15 protein-coding genes are annotated in these 16,097 nt (G+C 57.7%); 6 read left to right on the top strand and 9 right to left on the bottom strand.

Annotated features, from left to right (window positions below):
* The first annotated feature begins 23 nt into the window (after positions 1 to 23).
* Positions 24 to 1,757 (top strand): rhodanese-like domain-containing protein, encoded by a 1,734-nt coding sequence (locus AC812_RS01365; protein WP_061913059.1) that lies wholly within the window; start codon positions 24 to 26, stop codon positions 1,755 to 1,757.
* Between the two features lie 88 nt (positions 1,758 to 1,845).
* On the opposite strand, the gene AC812_RS01370 is transcribed toward AC812_RS01365, so the two are convergent.
* The 3 genes from AC812_RS01370 to AC812_RS01380 all read right to left on the bottom strand — a co-directional run bounded on the left by AC812_RS01370 (position 1,846) and on the right by AC812_RS01380 (position 4,090).
* The gene (locus tag AC812_RS01370) at positions 1,846 to 3,003 is read right to left on the bottom strand and encodes a M20/M25/M40 family metallo-hydrolase (protein ID WP_061913060.1); all 1,158 of its coding nucleotides are present in this window, start codon (positions 3,001 to 3,003) and stop codon (positions 1,846 to 1,848) included.
* 31 nt (positions 3,004 to 3,034) lie between these two features.
* Positions 3,035 to 3,649, bottom strand: coding sequence for an ATP-dependent Clp protease proteolytic subunit (locus AC812_RS01375; protein ID WP_082148868.1), 615 nt, complete (start codon positions 3,647 to 3,649; stop codon positions 3,035 to 3,037).
* Positions 3,650 to 3,745: 96 nt separating this feature from the next.
* On the bottom strand, positions 3,746 to 4,090 hold the full coding sequence (locus tag AC812_RS01380) for a PilZ domain-containing protein (protein ID WP_061913061.1): 345 nt from the start codon (positions 4,088 to 4,090) through the stop codon (positions 3,746 to 3,748).
* Between the two features lie 127 nt (positions 4,091 to 4,217).
* Between AC812_RS01380 and AC812_RS01385 the strand changes: the two genes are divergently transcribed.
* The 5 genes from AC812_RS01385 to AC812_RS01405 all read left to right on the top strand — a co-directional run bounded on the left by AC812_RS01385 (position 4,218) and on the right by AC812_RS01405 (position 9,877).
* Positions 4,218 to 5,360 carry a hypothetical protein gene (locus tag AC812_RS01385; protein ID WP_061913062.1) on the top strand — a complete coding sequence of 381 codons (1,143 nt, stop codon included), beginning with the start codon at positions 4,218 to 4,220 and terminating at the stop codon, positions 5,358 to 5,360.
* 185 nt (positions 5,361 to 5,545) lie between these two features.
* Complete coding sequence (locus tag AC812_RS01390) at positions 5,546 to 7,237, top strand: M3 family oligoendopeptidase (protein ID WP_061913063.1); 1,692 nt, start codon at positions 5,546 to 5,548, stop codon at positions 7,235 to 7,237.
* Between the two features lie 173 nt (positions 7,238 to 7,410).
* On the top strand, positions 7,411 to 8,424 hold the full coding sequence (locus AC812_RS01395) for a sugar phosphate nucleotidyltransferase (protein ID WP_082426482.1): 1,014 nt from the start codon (positions 7,411 to 7,413) through the stop codon (positions 8,422 to 8,424).
* Positions 8,409 to 8,633: a hypothetical protein gene (locus AC812_RS01400; protein ID WP_061913065.1), complete on the top strand. Its 225-nt coding sequence runs from the start codon at positions 8,409 to 8,411 to the stop codon at positions 8,631 to 8,633. The genes AC812_RS01395 and AC812_RS01400 overlap by 16 nt, the downstream gene beginning before the upstream one ends.
* Positions 8,634 to 8,713: 80 nt before the next feature.
* Positions 8,714 to 9,877 carry a pyridoxal phosphate-dependent aminotransferase gene (locus AC812_RS01405; protein WP_061913066.1) on the top strand — a complete coding sequence of 388 codons (1,164 nt, stop codon included), beginning with the start codon at positions 8,714 to 8,716 and terminating at the stop codon, positions 9,875 to 9,877.
* An 835-nt stretch (positions 9,878 to 10,712) separates the two neighbouring features.
* Here AC812_RS01405 and AC812_RS01410 read toward each other — a convergent pair.
* The 6 genes from AC812_RS01410 to AC812_RS01435 all read right to left on the bottom strand — a co-directional run bounded on the left by AC812_RS01410 (position 10,713) and on the right by AC812_RS01435 (position 15,791).
* The gene (locus tag AC812_RS01410; protein ID WP_061913067.1) at positions 10,713 to 11,879 is read right to left on the bottom strand and encodes a SpoIIE family protein phosphatase; all 1,167 of its coding nucleotides are present in this window, start codon (positions 11,877 to 11,879) and stop codon (positions 10,713 to 10,715) included.
* The gene (locus tag AC812_RS01415) at positions 11,876 to 12,370 is read right to left on the bottom strand and encodes a PAS domain-containing protein (RefSeq protein WP_061913068.1); all 495 of its coding nucleotides are present in this window, start codon (positions 12,368 to 12,370) and stop codon (positions 11,876 to 11,878) included. The genes AC812_RS01410 and AC812_RS01415 overlap by 4 nt, the downstream gene beginning before the upstream one ends.
* On the bottom strand, positions 12,367 to 12,639 hold the full coding sequence (locus AC812_RS01420) for a (2Fe-2S) ferredoxin domain-containing protein (RefSeq protein ID WP_061913069.1): 273 nt from the start codon (positions 12,637 to 12,639) through the stop codon (positions 12,367 to 12,369). The genes AC812_RS01415 and AC812_RS01420 overlap by 4 nt, the downstream gene beginning before the upstream one ends.
* A 101-nt stretch (positions 12,640 to 12,740) precedes the next feature.
* Entirely contained in the window at positions 12,741 to 14,393 is a 1,653-nt protein-coding gene (locus AC812_RS01425) for a NuoF family protein (protein ID WP_082148869.1), read from the bottom strand.
* Positions 14,377 to 14,934 carry an NAD(P)H-dependent oxidoreductase subunit E gene (locus AC812_RS01430; RefSeq protein WP_082148870.1) on the bottom strand — a complete coding sequence of 186 codons (558 nt, stop codon included), beginning with the start codon at positions 14,932 to 14,934 and terminating at the stop codon, positions 14,377 to 14,379. The genes AC812_RS01425 and AC812_RS01430 overlap by 17 nt, the downstream gene beginning before the upstream one ends.
* Before the next feature lie 14 nt (positions 14,935 to 14,948).
* Positions 14,949 to 15,791, bottom strand: coding sequence for a CBS domain-containing protein (locus tag AC812_RS01435; protein WP_061913070.1), 843 nt, complete (start codon positions 15,789 to 15,791; stop codon positions 14,949 to 14,951).
* Between the last annotated feature and the right edge of the window lie 306 nt (positions 15,792 to 16,097).

Here is a 16,097-nt window from a genome sequence, read left to right on the forward strand (position 1 = left end):
TATTTTAGTGAGAGGAAAGAAAGATGAACCGAAAAATTGCTTTACCGCTAATTCTCATCATCATCCTGAGTATGCTGCTGGGCGCCTGTGCCCCGGCGGCTACCCCCACTGCCGCGCCGGTGGTTGAACCGACCACCCCACCGGTTGTCGAGCCCACCGCGGTACCCACCGCCGAACCGCAGCCCGAACTGGATATTCTCGCGCTGTGGAGCGGTCTGGTAGCCGAACTGCCGGCTGAAAAGGGTTATGGCACCGTCAGCGCCACAAAACTGAATGAGGATCTGGCTGATAATCCGCCCTTCCTTTTGGATGTGCGCGAAGCTGCCGAAGTAGAAAAGGACGGCTACATTGAAGGGGCTGTGAATATCCCAATTCGCCAGTTGTTGCAGAATCTGGATAAATTGCCGGCGATGGACAAGCCGATTGTGATCTACTGCGCTTCCGGCCATCGCGGCGGATACGCGCTGGCTGCCCTGAAACTGCTGGGCTATCAGAATGTGCGCAATCTGGGCGGCGGTTTGGGCGCCTGGAAGAAAGCCGAACTGCCGGTGGTTACCGGCTCACTGCCTGCCGCCCCGGCCGCCGGTAGCATGCCGCAAATCAAAGATCAGGCGCTTTTTGACCTGCTCAACGACTGGCTGAGCAACCTGCCGGAGGGCTTCCGCACCGTCAAAGCGGACAAACTGAACAGCGACCTGGCGGATGGTAAAAAGGTCTTTTTGCTGGATGTGCGCAACAAAGCCGAGGTCGAAAAGAACGGTTTTATTGGCGGCAGCACCCACATTCCCTTTGAGGAATTATTTGCCAAACTGGATCAACTACCCGCCAAAGATGCCGAGATTGTGATCTACTGTGCATCCGGCCACCGCGGGGCGATTGCTCAAATGGGGCTTGCCCTGCTGGGTTATGAAAAAGTCGTTAACCTGGGGGGCGGCCTGAATGCCTGGAAGGCAGCCGGTTTTGCCGTGGAAGGCGTGGTGGACTGGAACGCCCTGTGGGGCGATTTCCTGACCAACTTACCCGGGGACTTTTACACCATCTCGGCTACCAAACTCAATGAACAGCTGGCTGATAAACCGCCTTTCCTGCTGGATGTGCGTGAAACTGCCGAACTGGAAAAAGATGGTTATATCGAAGGGGCTGTTCACATTCCCGTCCGCCAGCTGCTGGATAATCTGGACAAACTGCCGGCGCAGGATCAGCCAATTGTGATCTACTGCGCCTCCGGCCATCGCGGGGCGTTTGCGCTGGCGGCTTTGCGCTTCCTTGGTTATACCAATGTAGTCAATCTGGGCGGTGGCCTGAACGCCTGGAAGAAAGCCGAATTACCGGTTGTGACCGGCTCGCTGCCGGCAGAGCCACCCGCCGCTACTGCTCCGGCGGTGGATGCCCTGCGGCTGGAGGGACTGAAAGCCTTCTTCGCCGGTCTGCCGGAAGGTTTTGGCACCATCAAAGCGGCCGACCTGAATGCCGCGCTTGGCGAAGCCAGCAAACCATTCGTTTTGGATGTCCGTACCGAAAAAGAATGGAACGAGGAAGGTTACATTGAAGGTTCAGTACTGATTCCGATCAACCAGTTGTGGGGACGGCTGGCGGAACTGCCCGGCAAGGATGCCCGTATCGTCGTGCTGTGCAAATCCGGTCATCGCGGTGCGCTGGCGATGATGGCGTTGCGCATGAATGGCTACACGGATGTGGTCAATCTGGGCGGGGGGTTGAACGCCTGGGCGGCCGCCGAACTGCCGCTGGTGAAGTAAGCGCCTTTATTCGGTACACAATACAGGCAGGTGAGGGAACACCCCCGCCTGCCTGTTTTTTTCTCGTTGGTTTGGTAGAAGGCTGTAATCAGCCCATTTTCCCCAAAGCGCTCATCAGCCCACGGTAGCCGCGCTCGCCGCGCAAAACCTCATCCACCTCAATTGCCTCATCCACGCGGTGAGCCTGATGAATTGAACCCGGCCCAAAGACCAGCGTGGGGATGCCGCGCTCGCCGCCGCTGGCGCTGCCGTTGGTGCAGTAGGGCACGGCAAAGGTCTCGCCCGGCAACCCGGCCGAGCGGAGCGCCTCCACCGCCCGCCCCACCCATGCCGAAGCCGGGTCGAGCGCCCAGGCCGGGTGAAAGTCGGGCTGGCGCAGTTCTACCCCCGTGTACGTGGTAAAGCCCTCTTCAGGGATGACTACCTGCCAGTTGCTCAGGTCGGCCAGATGACGGGTATATTCTTCCAGCAGGCCGGAGATCGTTTCGCCCGGCATCAGCCGCCGGTCATAAACCACTTCGCAGCGGTAGGGCGTGGTGGAAAGGCTGGGATAAGGCTGCGATTGTACCTGTATGGCGGTCATCAGCCCCTGTCCCAGCAGAGGGTGAGTCGGCAGTGGCAGGTTGGCAATTCGCTCAATGAGCGCGGCGGCATTTTCGATGGCGTTTTGACCGGCTTCCGGAGCGGAACTGTGGGCGGCTTTGCCGGAGACGGTGAAGGCCAGCCGTGCCCGACCGCGCTGGGCAATTCCCAGCCGGCAGTCGCTCGGCTCGCCGATGATGACCAGATCGGGCTGGACTGCCTCCAACACAGCCGAGAAAGCTGCACCTTCCAGCACTTCTTCGCCGAGGCTGGCGGAGAGATAAACTTCCCCGGCCAGGTCATCAGCGGAAAGGCCGGCCAGAGCGAAAGTCATCGCCGCCAGACTGGCTTTGGTATCGGCTGCGCCGCGCCCCCAAACCCGCCCATCGGACAGTTCGCCGCTGAACGGCGGGAAGCGCCATTCCTGGGGAGAAGTGGCCGGAACCACATCCAGATGCGCGTCGAACAGTACCCGCAATCCCGAACGGCGGCTGCCGCGTCGCGCGAGGACGTTCCCCAGCCGGTCGGTGTGGACATCTTCAAAGCCCAGATCCCGCCAGGTCCGTTCGACCAGCCCGGCAGCGGCTTCTTCCTGACCGCTGAGACTTTCGGCTCGGACCAGTTCCTGCAAAAAGCGAATGGTTGGGTGATCGGAAAGCGGCATGGGTTGGTTTCAATGATTCCCGGCGGGAATTTTATTTGATTTCGCTGATGTTGCTGATGATATGCCCTACCAGCCCGTAGGCTTTGGCTTCTTCGGCGCTCATCCAGAAGTTACGGTCGGTATCGCGCTCGATCTTCTCCAACGGCTGGCCGGTCTGACGGGCAAAAATTTCGTTCAGGCGGCGGCGCATGCGGATGATTTCCTGAGCCTCGATGGCCAGGTCTTGAGCGCTGCCGCGCATCCCGCCCATCGGCTGGTGCAGTAAAAAGCGCGTGTTGGGCAGCGAGTAGCGCAGTTCCACCGGCGGCGCGGCGTAAATCAACGCACCGGCGCTGGCCACCCACCCCGTGCCGATCACCTTGACGCGCGGGCGCACGAAGCGAATCATGTCGAAAATCGTATCGCCCGATTCGACATGCCCGCCCTGCGAGTTGATGATGATCTTGATGTCCTCGTCCGAAAGTTCGGAAAGCAGCAATAACTGCTGGGTAACCCGCTCGGCCATCTTCTGGTTGATTTCGCCAAAAATCAAAATCGTGCGGGTTTTGAGGAATTTTTCCTGAATATCCAGACGCGGTTCGCCTACCGGACGGGATTCATTTTCGGGTTTTTCTTCGGGCATTTCTTCGGGTTCGGTTTCGAACATGGTCATTACTCCCTCGTATTGGTTGAATAGCGTACTGGGTCAATTATAAACCCACCCGCCGGTTCGTCCAGCGGGTGGTAGAGGGATTGGAGGGGTTCAATCCCGAAAGCCGGCCTGTTCAATCAGCCATTCAATCGTGCGGATATCTTCCTCGCCGACGTTCAGCAATTCGAAGCCGGTATCGTAAAAATCGGGGTTTAAGTCTTTCTGGCACCATTTGCTGTGGGCTTGAAAGAGCAATTCTTTTTTACCGGCAATCTGATAAGGCAGCAGCAGCCGCAGGTTGTACAGGCGGCCCACTTCCAGCGGCTGTTCGCTGATTACCATCATCCCCGCCGGGGTGATATCCACCAGATGCCCCAGCATGGAATGACTGTCCTGATCGAATACCAGCAGGTAATAGATGATGTGCCGCCGCTTCAGTTTTCTGCGCTCTTCCATCTCAACAATCTCCCGGGTGCTAACGGGCTTGCCTTTGGACTTGTTTAGAGTATAGTAGATTCAGGGTGTCTCTGCAATCCGAAATCCGCTACCGATTTTCCCTTGTGATAGGTGGTGTTTCCTGCCAATGACTTTTATCCAGCAAATTGATCTGTCCTGCCGTGCAGAAGTGGAAAAATTTTTGCAATTACCGTACCGGTTGTATCGGGCTGTGCCGCAGTGGGTGCCGCCGGTGCAGTCTGATATCCGCCGGATGCTTGAACCGCACCGACACCCGTTTTACCGCCACTCACAGGCGGCTTTTTTCCTGGCCTGCCGCCAGAAGCAGGGGCCGGCAGTGGCGCGCCTGGCAGTCTTATTTCACCGCCCCTACAATCAGCACAACCATGAACGGACTGCGTTTTTCTACCTGTTTGAGGCTGAAGATGATCCGGAGGTGGTACGAGCCCTGTTCGCTGCTGGCGAAACATGGGCGCTGAAACAAGGAGCCGACCGGCTGATTGGGCCGAAGGGCTTTTCTCCGTTGGATGCCATGGGGGTGCTGGTCCAAGGCTTTGAGCATCGCCCGGCTTTTGGCATCCCTTACAATTTGCCGTATTACCCCGCTTTGCTGGAAGCCTGCGGCTTTCAGCCGCGGGAGGATATCCTCTCCGGCTATTTAAGCGGGAAAGCAGAATTTCCCTCCAAAATTCATCAGATTGCCGAGAGGGTGATTCAAAAGCGCGGTTTTCGCATTGCGCAGCTGCATAGCCGCGCCGACCTGCGCCGGCTGATTCCGCGTCTGAGTGAAATGTACAACCGGGCAATTATGGACACACCCGGCAATGCGCCGATTGACTCGGCCGAGATCGAGGACATCCTGCGGCAGGTCCTCTTCTTTGCAAATCTGAAACTGATTAAAATCCTGCTCAAGGATGAGCAACCAATCGGCTTTTTGCTGGCTTATCCGGATATTTCGGCAGCCTTGCAACGTACCGGCGGGCGTTTATTGCCATTAGGCTGGCTGGACTGGTGGCTGGAACTGAAACGCACCCGCTGGTTGAATATCAATGGGATGGGCATTGTGGAGGAATACCGCGGACTGGGCGGTACGGCCGTTCTATTCAGCGAAATGCACAAGAGTATTCAGGGCGGGTGCTTTCAGCATGTGGAAATTGTGCAGATTGGCGCAGAAAATCAACGCATGCTGCGCGAACTGCGTGATATAGGAGTGGATTTTTACAAGGCTCACCGCCTCTATGGCAAGCAAATTGGCGGCAACATCCGCTAATGTGGATGGGAAGAAAAAACCTGTTCCCACAGGCGCTGCCGCGCAAAGAAACAACCATCTCTACCCTTTGCTCCTCTGCACCTGAGGGTAGAACGTCGCTATTTTTCAGTACGCCAAAATTCTGGTACACTTGCAAGGAGCATTCCTGTTCCGTTCACCCCTATCCCGATTAAAAAGGAGTCCGCATGTTCCGTGAATTAAAGAACCCGCCTGCTGATTTTCTCGACTGGAAGTGGGAAAAATTTGAGCCGTACGCCCGCGATCTCATCGAACGTCCGCTGACGGCTGCGACGGTGGATGAGTGGCTGCGCGACTGGTCCGATTTGGGCGATGCGCTGGAAGAATTGTTCAGCCGTTTGAATGTTGCCGTCACCGTCAACACGGCCGATGAAGAAGCCGAAGCCCGCTTTCGGGCGGCGCTGGACGAGATTTACCCGCAAGCGATGGCCGCCGACCAGAAACTGAAAGCCCGCCTGTTACAAAGCGGCCTCAAACCGGCGCGTTTTGAGATCCCCCTACGCAATTACCGCGACGACGCCGAATTGTTCCGCGAGGAAAACCTGCCCCTGCTTTCGGAAGAGCAAAAACTGGGGCTGGAATACGATCAGATTGCCGGCAAGCAGACCGTGGAATGGGACGGCAAAGAAGTTACCCTGACCCAGTTACGCCCGGTTTATCAGGAAACCGACCGTACCCGGCGCGAGCAGGCCTGGCGGCTGGCGGCCGAGCGTCAACTGGCTGACCGTGAGGCATTCAACGACCTGTGGGTGCGCTTCTTCAAACTGCGCCAGCAGATTGCTGCCAACGCCGGCAAGCCCGATTTCCGCGCCTACCGCTGGGTGCAGTTCCATCGTCACGATTACTCCCCCGCCGATTGCCAGACCTTCCGGGATGCGATTGAACAGGTGATTGTGCCGATAGCCGCTAAAATTTACGAAAAACGCCGCCGCCAGTTGGGCTTAACCAGCCTGCGCCCGTGGGATCTGGATGTTGACCCGCAGGGACTGCCGCCGCTGCGCCCCTACCAGACGATTGACGAGTTGAAACACAAGACATCCGCAGTTTTCCATGCGGTGGATGATACGCTGGGTGGTTACTTCGACACGATGATTCGCGAAAACCTGCTGGATTTGGAAAACCGCAAGAACAAAGCCCCCGGCGGCTACTGCACCGCCTTCCCCATTCAGCAGCGCCCGTTTATTTTTATGAACGCCGTCGGTTTGCATGACGATGTACAAACCCTGCTGCACGAAGGCGGCCATTCATTCCATGTCTTTGAAGCCGCCAGCCTTCCGTTGGGGCAATTGCGCGGCTCACCCATCGAATTTGCCGAGGTGGCTTCGATGGGCATGGAGTTTCTGGCCGGGCCTTATCTCAGCCAGCAGCACGGCGGTTTTTACAGCGAAGCAGACGCCCGGCGTGCTTTCGATGAGCATCTGGAGCGCAGCCTGCTGTTCTGGCCTTACATGGCAGTGGTGGATGGTTTTCAGCACTGGGCTTACACCCATCCGGAAGATGCGCTCAACCCGGCCGCCTGTGATGAAGCCTGGGATGCCCTCTGGCAGCGTTTCATGGTCGGCGTGGACTGGAGCGGGTTGGAGGATGTCCGCCGGACGGGCTGGCACCGTAAACTACACATCTTCCAGATTCCGTTTTATTATGTGGAGTACGGGCTGGCTCAGCTGGGCGCCGGGCAGGTCTGGCGCAACGCGCTCAACGATCAGGCTGCGGCGGTAAGCGCCTACCGCAGCGCGCTGGCGCTGGGCAATTCGGTTGGCCTGCCGCAGTTGTTTTCCGCCGCCGGGGCGCGCTTTGCCTTCGATGCCGCCACGCTCGGCAGTGTAGCCCAATTGATGGCCGAACGCCTGGAACTTTGAGTTAGGTTCTTGATACCTCCCCCAAAATTACCCCACAATTTTGGGGGAGGTAGCGCAGGGGGAATGAGCAAAAAACCGTCAATCATCCGCCCATTCGGGGATTTCTTTCCATTCCATATCGCTGGCGGGCAGTGATACAATAAGATGGATACCCCCCTTGACAGGAGGTCGTTTTGGCTAACACCCTTAAAATCGCCGTTCCCATGGCCGGGCTGGGCAGCCGCATGCGCCCGCACACCTGGAGCAAACCCAAACCGCTGATTGCCATTGCCGGCAAAACCGTGCTGGATTACGTGCTGGAGCAGTTCAACAGCCTGCCCAAATCCCTGGAGGTGGAATACATCTTCATCATCGGCCCGAACCAACGCGAGCAGGTCGAGGCGCACATGCGCCAGAATCATCCCGAAAAGAAAGCCCACTATGTCATTCAGGAAGTGATGCGCGGGCAGTCGGATGCGCTTTATCTGGCGCGCGAGTACCTGCATGGCCCGATGCTGATGGCTTTTTCAGATACGCTGATTGAAACCGACCTTTCGCGGCTGGATCAGGTGGAAGAGGACGGGCTGGCGTGGGTCAAGCCGGTGGAGGACCCGCGCCGTTTCGGCGTGGCAGTGGTGGATGAGCAGGGCTGGATCACCCGTCTGGTGGAAAAGCCGCAGGACTTCAGCAACAATCTGGTGGTGGTCGGCTTTTACTACTTCAAGCGCGCCGAGGATTTGCTCTCGGCAATTGAGGAGCAGTTTTCCCGTAACCTGACCCTGAAAAACGAGTTCTTTCTGGCGGATGCGGTCAACATCCTGCTGGAGCGTGGCGCGCGCATGCGCACGCGTCAGGTGGAAGTCTGGCTGGACGCCGGTATCCCCGACGCGGTGCTGGAAACCAACCGCTACCTGCTCGATCATGGCTACGACAATTCCGCAACCGCCGCCGAGCGCCCGCAGGTGACGGTCGTGCCGCCGGTTTTCATCCATCCGGAGGCGCAGATTCGCCGGGCAGTGGTCGGGCCGCACGTGTCCATCGGTAAGGATTGCGTGCTGGAGGATGTCATCATCCAGAACAGCATTGTGGACGAGGCCGCCCGTCTGCAAAACAAGGTGATCAGCGACTCGCTCATCGGCCGGCAGGTGGTGGTGGAGGGCAAACCCGCCCGCCTGAACGTGGGGGATAACTCATGGCTGAAGGAATGAGCGATCCGGTCGAGTGCCATTCGGGGTATGAGTATGCCGAACGGCCGGTAGCCTTGCATTGGGAGGGCGAACGGCTGGAAATTGAAGCCATCGAGGCCGAATGGCGCATTCCCGGCGGTAAGCGCTTCCGCGTGCGGGTCAAAGACGGTCGGGTGTTCGAGCTGTTTTACGGCGAGTTGTACGACGAGTGGCGCATCCACGCCGTTTGATGGAAAATTTCTCAATGACGAGGACTGGAAAAAGAACGTTGTCCCAATCAAACCCTCTCCATTCCCAACAAGGAGTCACCATGCGCGAAACCTATCTTTCTCAGCGAGTTTCCTCACTCAAACCCTCCGGCATCCGCCGCTTTTTTGATATTGCGGCGACCATGCAGGATGTCATTTCGCTGGGAATCGGCGAACCGGACTTCGACACGCCGCGGCCGGTAGTGGAGGCGGGCATCCGCTCCCTGCAGCAGGGGCGCACCCACTACACCTCCAACGCCGGCACCATCGAACTGCGCCGCGCGCTGACGGCAAATCTGGAACGCTTATACGGGGTGCAGTACGACCCGGTCAACGAGGTGGTGATCACCGTCGGCGGTTCGGAAGCGCTCTACCTGACCGCCACCGCCCTGCTCGACCCCGGCGACGAGGTCATCATCCCTACGCCGTGTTTTGTGTCCTATCAGGCCGAGGTGTTTCTGGCGGGCGGTGTGCCGGTGGAAATCCCCTGCCGCATGGAAGATAATTTCGATGTTGACCCCGCCCGCATCGAGGCAGCCGTCACCCCGCGCACCAAAGCCATCCTGCTGGGTTTTCCCAATAACCCCACCGGGGCGGTAGCCACCCGCGAACGTCTGCTGGAAATTGCCCGGATTGCCGAGAAATACGACCTGATTGTGATTTCGGACGAGATTTACGACCGGCTGGTGTACGGCGGCCACCGACATGTGTGCTTCCCGACCCTGCCGAACATGCGCGGACGCACCGTTCTGCTGGGCGGTTTTTCCAAGGATTATGCCATGACCGGCTGGCGGATCGGTTATGCCTGTGCGACTGCCCCGATCTTGCAGGGATTGCTGCGCGTGCACCAGTACACGGTCATGTCGGCTCCCACTATCGCGCAGGATGCGGCGGTGGTGGCCATTCAGGACGAGGATGAGTCGGTCATGGCAATGGTCGAGGAATACGACCGCCGCCGGCGGATGCTGGTGCCGGAACTCAACCGCATTGGTCTGCCCACTTTTGAACCCAAAGGGGCATTTTACGCGTTCCCCAAAGTCAGCGTGACCGGGCTGGATGATGAGACTTTTGCCACGCGTCTGCTTCAAGAGGAAAAGGTGGCAATTGTGCCGGGGCATTCGTTTGGGGCGGGAGGTGAGGGCTTTTGCCGTATCTCATACGCAACCGCTTACGAGAAGATCGAGGAAGCCCTGCGGCGCATCGAGCGCTTTGTCAACCGGCTGTAAGTCTTCGCATTTATGTTCAACCTGTTCAGGGTGGTGTTTACGATGTGGATGGCATGCCGAGCGTCAGCAACACCTGCACCGCCCTGCGCTTGGTGCAGTGCAGGTGGATATTTTCCGCCGTGCCTCCGCCAAGGCTTTGGGGGAGATTGCCGCGCTCGCTGCGCTTGCTCGCAATGAAGTAAACCCCTTAATGTCACCCCGAACGGAGTGAGGGGTCTCCCCGCCGGTCTTGTGGGAGATTGCCACGCTCGCTGCGCTTGCTCGCAATGAAGTAAACCCCTTAATGTCACCCCGAACGGAGTGAGGGGTCTCCCCGCCGGCTCTGCGGGAGATTGCCGCGCTCGCTGCGCTCGCTTGCAATGACGTAAACCCCTTAATGTCACCCCGAACGGAGTGAGGGGTCTCCCCGCCGGTCTTGTGGGAGATTGCCGTCCTCGCTAGCGCTTGCTCGCAATAACGTAAACCCCTTAATGTCACCCCGAACGGAGTGAGGGGTCTCCCCGCCGGTCTTGTGGGAGATTGCCGCGCTCGCTAGCGCTCGCTCGCAATGAAGTAAACCCCTTAATGTCACCCCGAACGGAGTGAGGGGTCTCCCCGCCGGCTCTGCGGGAGATTGCCGTCCTCGCTAGCGCTTGCTCGCAGTAACTGACGTAAACCGGTTGATGTCTCCCCTTTTTTGCCATGTAGCGGGGTTGCCACCAGTGAAATTTTTTGCAATGAAATTGCAATGAAAAACCCGCCAATTTTAATAAATTTCTAAGAATTTCATGCTATATTAAAAGTGTCAATCGCCTGGGTGCCCCCCTCACCCCGGCGATTGACGCTTTAGAGGGGGTTAGCAATACTCGATCTGCACGTCTTTGTTATACGATTGCAACACTTCGGCGATCCGTTCGATCAGATAACGGCGGATCGAAATGTTGCGCGGTAGCAGCGGGTTTTGATAGACCGGATTGATGGACTGGCCGACCAGAAAGTAAATCGCATCGGCGTTGAGCATTTCACGGGTCAGCAGGTAGGCCCCATTTTCATCCGGGGCAAGATTTTCCAGCGAGCCTTTGCTGGCGCGCAGCAGCTCGAGCGCGGCCGCCATCGTCAAAATCCCTTCGGTGACCAGATCAATGCCCGGCAGGCGGCCGATGGCGGGGATGTCCGCCCGCATCGTTTCCAGGCGTGTTTCCACACTGGTTTTCAGAAAGCTGGCAACGATATTGGCCGTCGTTCCGCCGCAGACGGCTTTACGGCCCTCGAACGCCAGCAGACGGTCTACATACACATAGTCATGCCCATCATCAATCGGCGGCCCGCTGAAGATCATCAACGCGTTGCGTTTGCGCGCCAGAATGCCCACAAAGGTTGAATCGTCACCCGGCCGAAAGCCATATAAACGGTAGGTGGTGCTCATCACACTGTTGACCACCGTGTGAGCGGCATATACCGGCCGGGCATAGACTTCATCCTGAATGTAACGGGCGATGTTCTCCCAGCCCCAGCCGAAGTTCATGGTTGTGCCCAAACCGGCGTACAGCACCCCGTCACTGACCAGTCCCAAAAAGTCGCCCAGTTCCAGCTGTCCGCGGTAGAGGGTAATTTTTTTATTGAGTATCTTTTGTTGTTCCATCTCCAGCGCCGTACAAACGCCGTTTTTGAAGTAAAACGGCGGTGGGTTGTCGAAATTGATGATGCGGAATGAATAATCGTGATGATCCACCGTCAGAATGGTAAAGGTGGCGTAGGCAATCCGCCGCTCGCGGTCTACCGGCAAGGTGCGGATGACCGTGTCAATCACCTCGCGCAGGGCGGCTTCCTCGCGCAGCATGGTGATGATGATCTCGGTGGTCAGCGTGGCGAGGATGCTGGCTTTCACCCCGCTGCTTAGACCGTCTGAAACGACAATCGTGGTGCGTTCTGGGGTTTTGAGGGTGCGCACCTGATCGCCGCACAGTTCTTCACCGGCTTTGTTGAGCTGTTTTTGAAAAATATCGAGGAAGATGCCGTTCATCCCTGTTCTTTTTCGACCAGTTCCAGCAGTTTCAGCAGGCTGACTTTGGTTTCGGCGGTGGTTTCGCCCAGCAAGCCGGCAATCTTCTGAGCCACGCTCATCTGCTTATCCACCACGGCATGAACTTTGAGGATGGTTTCGCGGCGCAGGTTTTGCATTTCGCTGCGCTGTTTCCACTCGTGGGTCAGGTCTACCATGATGCCGGCTACCACCCCTTCCTCACGCACCGGAAAGATGACCTTGCGGACATACAGGTCGTATTGCGGGTACTCGCGCTCGATGCCCACCATTGCCTGCCCGCTCTGCCACACCTGCTGAAAATGGCTGACATCTTCCAGCACCTCGGCGGCATTCCGTCCGATCAAATCTTGCGGTTCGGCGCGGAACATACGGCAAAACGCCGGATTGACCACCTGAATGATCATCTGCGGCGTCATCACCACCAGCCCGTTCGGGTCGTAATCCCATAACAATTCCCACAGCGATTTCATGACTCGGCAACTCCCACTTTGCTCAACACCTCACGGATGAATTTTTCGCGCACATTGCGGCGGTTGATGTCCAGGATGGAGTCTTCGTCGAATTTCAGCACAATCGCGCGCGCACAGGTGCCCAGGCAAAAGGCTCCCTTCAATTCCAGCCGATCCTGCAAGCCGTATTCTTCGATCAGGCTTTGCAGAACGGGCAGAATTTCAAACACGCCGGCCTGATGACAGGCTGACCCCATACAAACATGCAATACGGTTTTGGGTGTGTCCATGGGTTTGTTCCGCTTATTATACGCCGGGTTCACGGTTCAAAGGTGGCGGCTGGCAGCCCTCTGCCGACCAGAGATGGCTGCCAGCCTTGCAGGGAGGAGACTTACTGGCCGAGGGCAGCTGCTGCGTTGACTTCTTCGGACTGCTCACTGCGGCGGATTTTGCTCAGGTACTCGTGACGGAAGTATTTGAGCGAACTCAGCACCGGGTTGGGCGCCGATTTGCCCAATCCGCACAGGCTGGTGGTTTGCATCATTTCGCACAGGGCTTCCATCTGTTCCAGATCGGCTTCGGTGGCGTTGCCTTCCAAAAACTTGTTGAGGATGTGGTAGATTTTGACCGTCCCAATCCGGCATGGCACGCACTTACCGCAGGATTCGTCCATGCTGAATTCCATGAAGTAACGCGCCACACTGACAATATCGGAGGTGTCGTCAATCACGATCATCCCGCCCGAACCCATGATCGAACCGAGGCGGGTCAGGTTTTCGTAGTCCACCGGTGTATCCAGCAGCTCTTCGGGAATACAACCGCCCGAAGGCCCGCCGGTCTGCACGGCCTTGAAGCGGTGTCCGTTCGGCACGCCCCCGCCGATGTCAAAGATGATCTCGCGCAGGGTGATGCCCATTGGCACTTCCACCAGGCCGGTGTTGGCAATTTTGCCGGTCAGGGCAAATACTTTGGTGCCTTTGCTCTTTTCGGTGCCGATGGAGGCAAACCACTCTCCGCCATTGCGGATGATGGCCGGTACGTTGGCGTAGGTTTCCACGTTGTTGATCAGGGTGGGTTTGCCATCCAGCCCGCTGATGGCCGGGTAAGGCGGGCGCGGGCGCGGCATACCCCGCTCGCCTTCAATGGAACTGATCAGGGCGGTTTCTTCACCGCACACAAATGCGCCGGCTCCCAGGCGGATTTCGACGGAGAAGGAAAAGCCGCTGCCGTGGATGTTTTCGCCCAAAAAGCCAGCCCGCTCGGCCTGACGGATGGCCGTGCGCAGCCGTTTGACCGCCAGCGGGTATTCGGCACGCACGTACACAAACCCGCGGGAGGCGCCGACCGCGTAAGCGGCAATGGCCATACCTTCCAGCACGGCGTGCGGATCGGATTCGATGATCGAACGATCCATGAAGGCGCCGGGGTCGCCTTCATCGGCATTGCAGATGACGTACTTCAACCCGCCGGGGGCATCGTGGACAATTTGCCACTTGTTGCCGGTGGGAAAACCACCGCCGCCCCGCCCACGCAAGCCGGACTTTTTGATTTCGTCAATCACCCCTTGCGGACTCATGGCGGTGATCACTTGCAGCAGGGCTTTGTAGCCATCGTGGAGGATGTAATCTTCAATTTTTTCGGGGTTAATCACGCCGGAGTTTTCCAGCGTCACCTTGTGCTGGCGGGTGAAGAAGGGTTGATTGGTGTCAATCCGCAGTTCTTCCACCGCTTCGCCTTTGAGCAAAGCCCGCAAAATCTGCGGCACGTCCTCAACTTTGACGGTTTTGTAAAGCAGGTTATCCGGTTTGATCGAAACGACCGGGCCGGCGGCGCACAATCCCATGCAGCCGACTTGCTTGACCAGCACCTTGTCTTCCAAGCCAAGGAATTTGACTTCTTTCTCAAAGGCTGCCAGTACCGCCTGACTGTCGGACGATACGCAGCCGGTGCTGCCGCACACGTGGATGATGTGCTGGTAGCGTTCCAATTCTTCGCGCTGTTTGCGGATGATTTCTTCGAGGTTGATTTCATTGGTTGTTGTCATCGCTCAGCCACTCCTCAATTTTGGCTTTCATTTCTTCCACACTCAACTTGCCGACAATCTGGCCATCCAGAATCATGACCGGGGCGAGACCGCAAGCGCCCACACAGCGAGCCGCCATGAAGGACAGTTTGTTATCTGGCGTGGTCTGGTTGGGGTCCAGTCCAAAGCGCTCTTTCAGCCAGTCGGTGATCTGGTCGTTGCCTTTGACATAGCAGGCTGTGCCGGTGCAAAGCACGAGGGTATGCTCGCCGGCGGGTTTGCTCATGAAACCGTGGTAAAAAGTCACCACGCCGTAGACTTTGGAAAAAGGAACTTTCAACTCGCGGGCAACATAAGCCATGGCGTCATAGTCAATGTAGCCGAAGGAATCCTGGACGACGTGCAGCACCTCGATCAGCGCGCGCGGGTTGTAGTTGTTCTTTTTCATGGTGGCGGCCACCAGTTTCCAGCGCTTATCGCTCATATCGGGGACGAAGTGCTTGCAGGTTTCGCGGCTTTTTTCCTGTTCTTTGGTTTCGGTGGTGATGGTTGCGTTTGTCATGGGTACCTCTCGGATTAGCCTAGGAATTTGTGGACGACGAGGCGGAACAAATCGGTTTCGGTGATGATGCCGCACAAGTCCTGATCGGAATCCAGCACCGGTAAGGCGTGGATTTTGTTCGCCAGCATCAGGCGGGCGGCTTCGGTGATGGGCTGCTCCTCGCCGATGGTGATCGGTTTGGTGGTCATGATGAACTGCAAGGGGGTGTTCAGCACCATTTCGGTGACTTCCAGCCGACCCTGGGTGGTCACCACCGAGGGGGCGGCGCTGAGCAGGTCGGTGCGGGTGACAATGCCGATCAGCAGGCCGTTTTGCAGCACCGGCAGGGCGCGAATGCGTTTGACCGCCATCATGCGTTGAGCCGCCAGTAGCGTGGTGGTGGGTTCGGCGGTTTGAACATCGGCGGTCATGTACTCGTGAACGCGGATGGTCTCGTTCAGCAGCGGCACTTCTTCAATCACCACGCGGAAAATGTCGGAGGAGGTTAACATACCCACAAGGTTTTGCTGACGGTCGAGCACTGGCAGAGCGGTGATTTTGTTTTCCATCAGCACGCGGGCGGCTTTTGCCACCGGCACATCCGGGCGGGTGGTAATCACTCCGGTGGTCATGATTTTATCCATGGTCAGGTTGCCGGCCATGCGGTACTGCTCCCACGAATCGCGGATGACGGGGGTCACATCGGCGCGCAGCAGATCGCGCTTGGTGACGATACCCACCAGCCGCCCGCCATCCACAATTGGCATGGCGCGGATCTGGTGGCGGTTCATGATGCGCAATCCGTCATGCAGGCGGGTAGCCGGGTCGCAGGTGATGGCCGGGCTGGTCATCCAGTGTTGAACCAGAGCATGTTTCATGCAAATCCTCCAATCGTTGAGTACGCTCTAAGGATACAACCGGGGGCTGGATAAGTCATCCACCCGATTTTGGAAACGGCTTAATCCAAAATATGGAAATCGTCACGGGGCGATTTCCATATTTTGGTTGAGAAAAAGTGTTCTAATTGATCGGCGTTTGGATGAGGTTGTAGCCCCCTGGAATCAGGTTGTGCCGGATGCAGTGGGGGCTCAGTTGGCCCTGTGCGGCAAATTGGCCCGCTGTTCACCCAAAGGCGCAAAGCCGCAAGGAGGAATCATGCTCCAAACCTTTGCGCCCTGGTGTCA

It is taken from the genome of Bellilinea caldifistulae, assembly GCF_001306055.1.
GTDB lineage: Bacteria > Chloroflexota > Anaerolineae > Anaerolineales > Anaerolineaceae > Bellilinea > Bellilinea caldifistulae.

What these genes read in the sequence shown, in the direction of transcription:
- AC812_RS01390 (WP_061913063.1), top strand. Translation starts at nt 5,546, where the DNA reads ATGTTCCGTGAATTAAAGAACCCGCCTGCTGATTTTCTCGACTGGAAG.
- AC812_RS01415 (WP_061913068.1), bottom strand. Translation starts at nt 12,370, where the DNA reads ATGAAATCGCTGTGGGAATTGTTATGGGATTACGACCCGAACGGGCTG.
- AC812_RS01430 (WP_082148870.1), bottom strand. Translation starts at nt 14,934, where the DNA reads ATGACAAACGCAACCATCACCACCGAAACCAAAGAACAGGAAAAAAGC.
- AC812_RS01385 (WP_061913062.1), top strand. Translation starts at nt 4,218, where the DNA reads ATGACTTTTATCCAGCAAATTGATCTGTCCTGCCGTGCAGAAGTGGAA.
- AC812_RS01365 (WP_061913059.1), top strand. Translation starts at nt 24, where the DNA reads ATGAACCGAAAAATTGCTTTACCGCTAATTCTCATCATCATCCTGAGT.
- AC812_RS01405 (WP_061913066.1), top strand. Translation starts at nt 8,714, where the DNA reads ATGCGCGAAACCTATCTTTCTCAGCGAGTTTCCTCACTCAAACCCTCC.
- AC812_RS01420 (WP_061913069.1), bottom strand. Translation starts at nt 12,639, where the DNA reads ATGGACACACCCAAAACCGTATTGCATGTTTGTATGGGGTCAGCCTGT.
- AC812_RS01380 (WP_061913061.1), bottom strand. Translation starts at nt 4,090, where the DNA reads ATGGAAGAGCGCAGAAAACTGAAGCGGCGGCACATCATCTATTACCTG.
- AC812_RS01425 (WP_082148869.1), bottom strand. Translation starts at nt 14,393, where the DNA reads ATGACAACAACCAATGAAATCAACCTCGAAGAAATCATCCGCAAACAG.
- AC812_RS01435 (WP_061913070.1), bottom strand. Translation starts at nt 15,791, where the DNA reads ATGAAACATGCTCTGGTTCAACACTGGATGACCAGCCCGGCCATCACC.
- AC812_RS01410 (WP_061913067.1), bottom strand. Translation starts at nt 11,879, where the DNA reads ATGAACGGCATCTTCCTCGATATTTTTCAAAAACAGCTCAACAAAGCC.
- AC812_RS01400 (WP_061913065.1), top strand. Translation starts at nt 8,409, where the DNA reads ATGGCTGAAGGAATGAGCGATCCGGTCGAGTGCCATTCGGGGTATGAG.
- AC812_RS01370 (WP_061913060.1), bottom strand. Translation starts at nt 3,003, where the DNA reads ATGCCGCTTTCCGATCACCCAACCATTCGCTTTTTGCAGGAACTGGTC.
- AC812_RS01375 (WP_082148868.1), bottom strand. Translation starts at nt 3,649, where the DNA reads ATGTTCGAAACCGAACCCGAAGAAATGCCCGAAGAAAAACCCGAAAAT.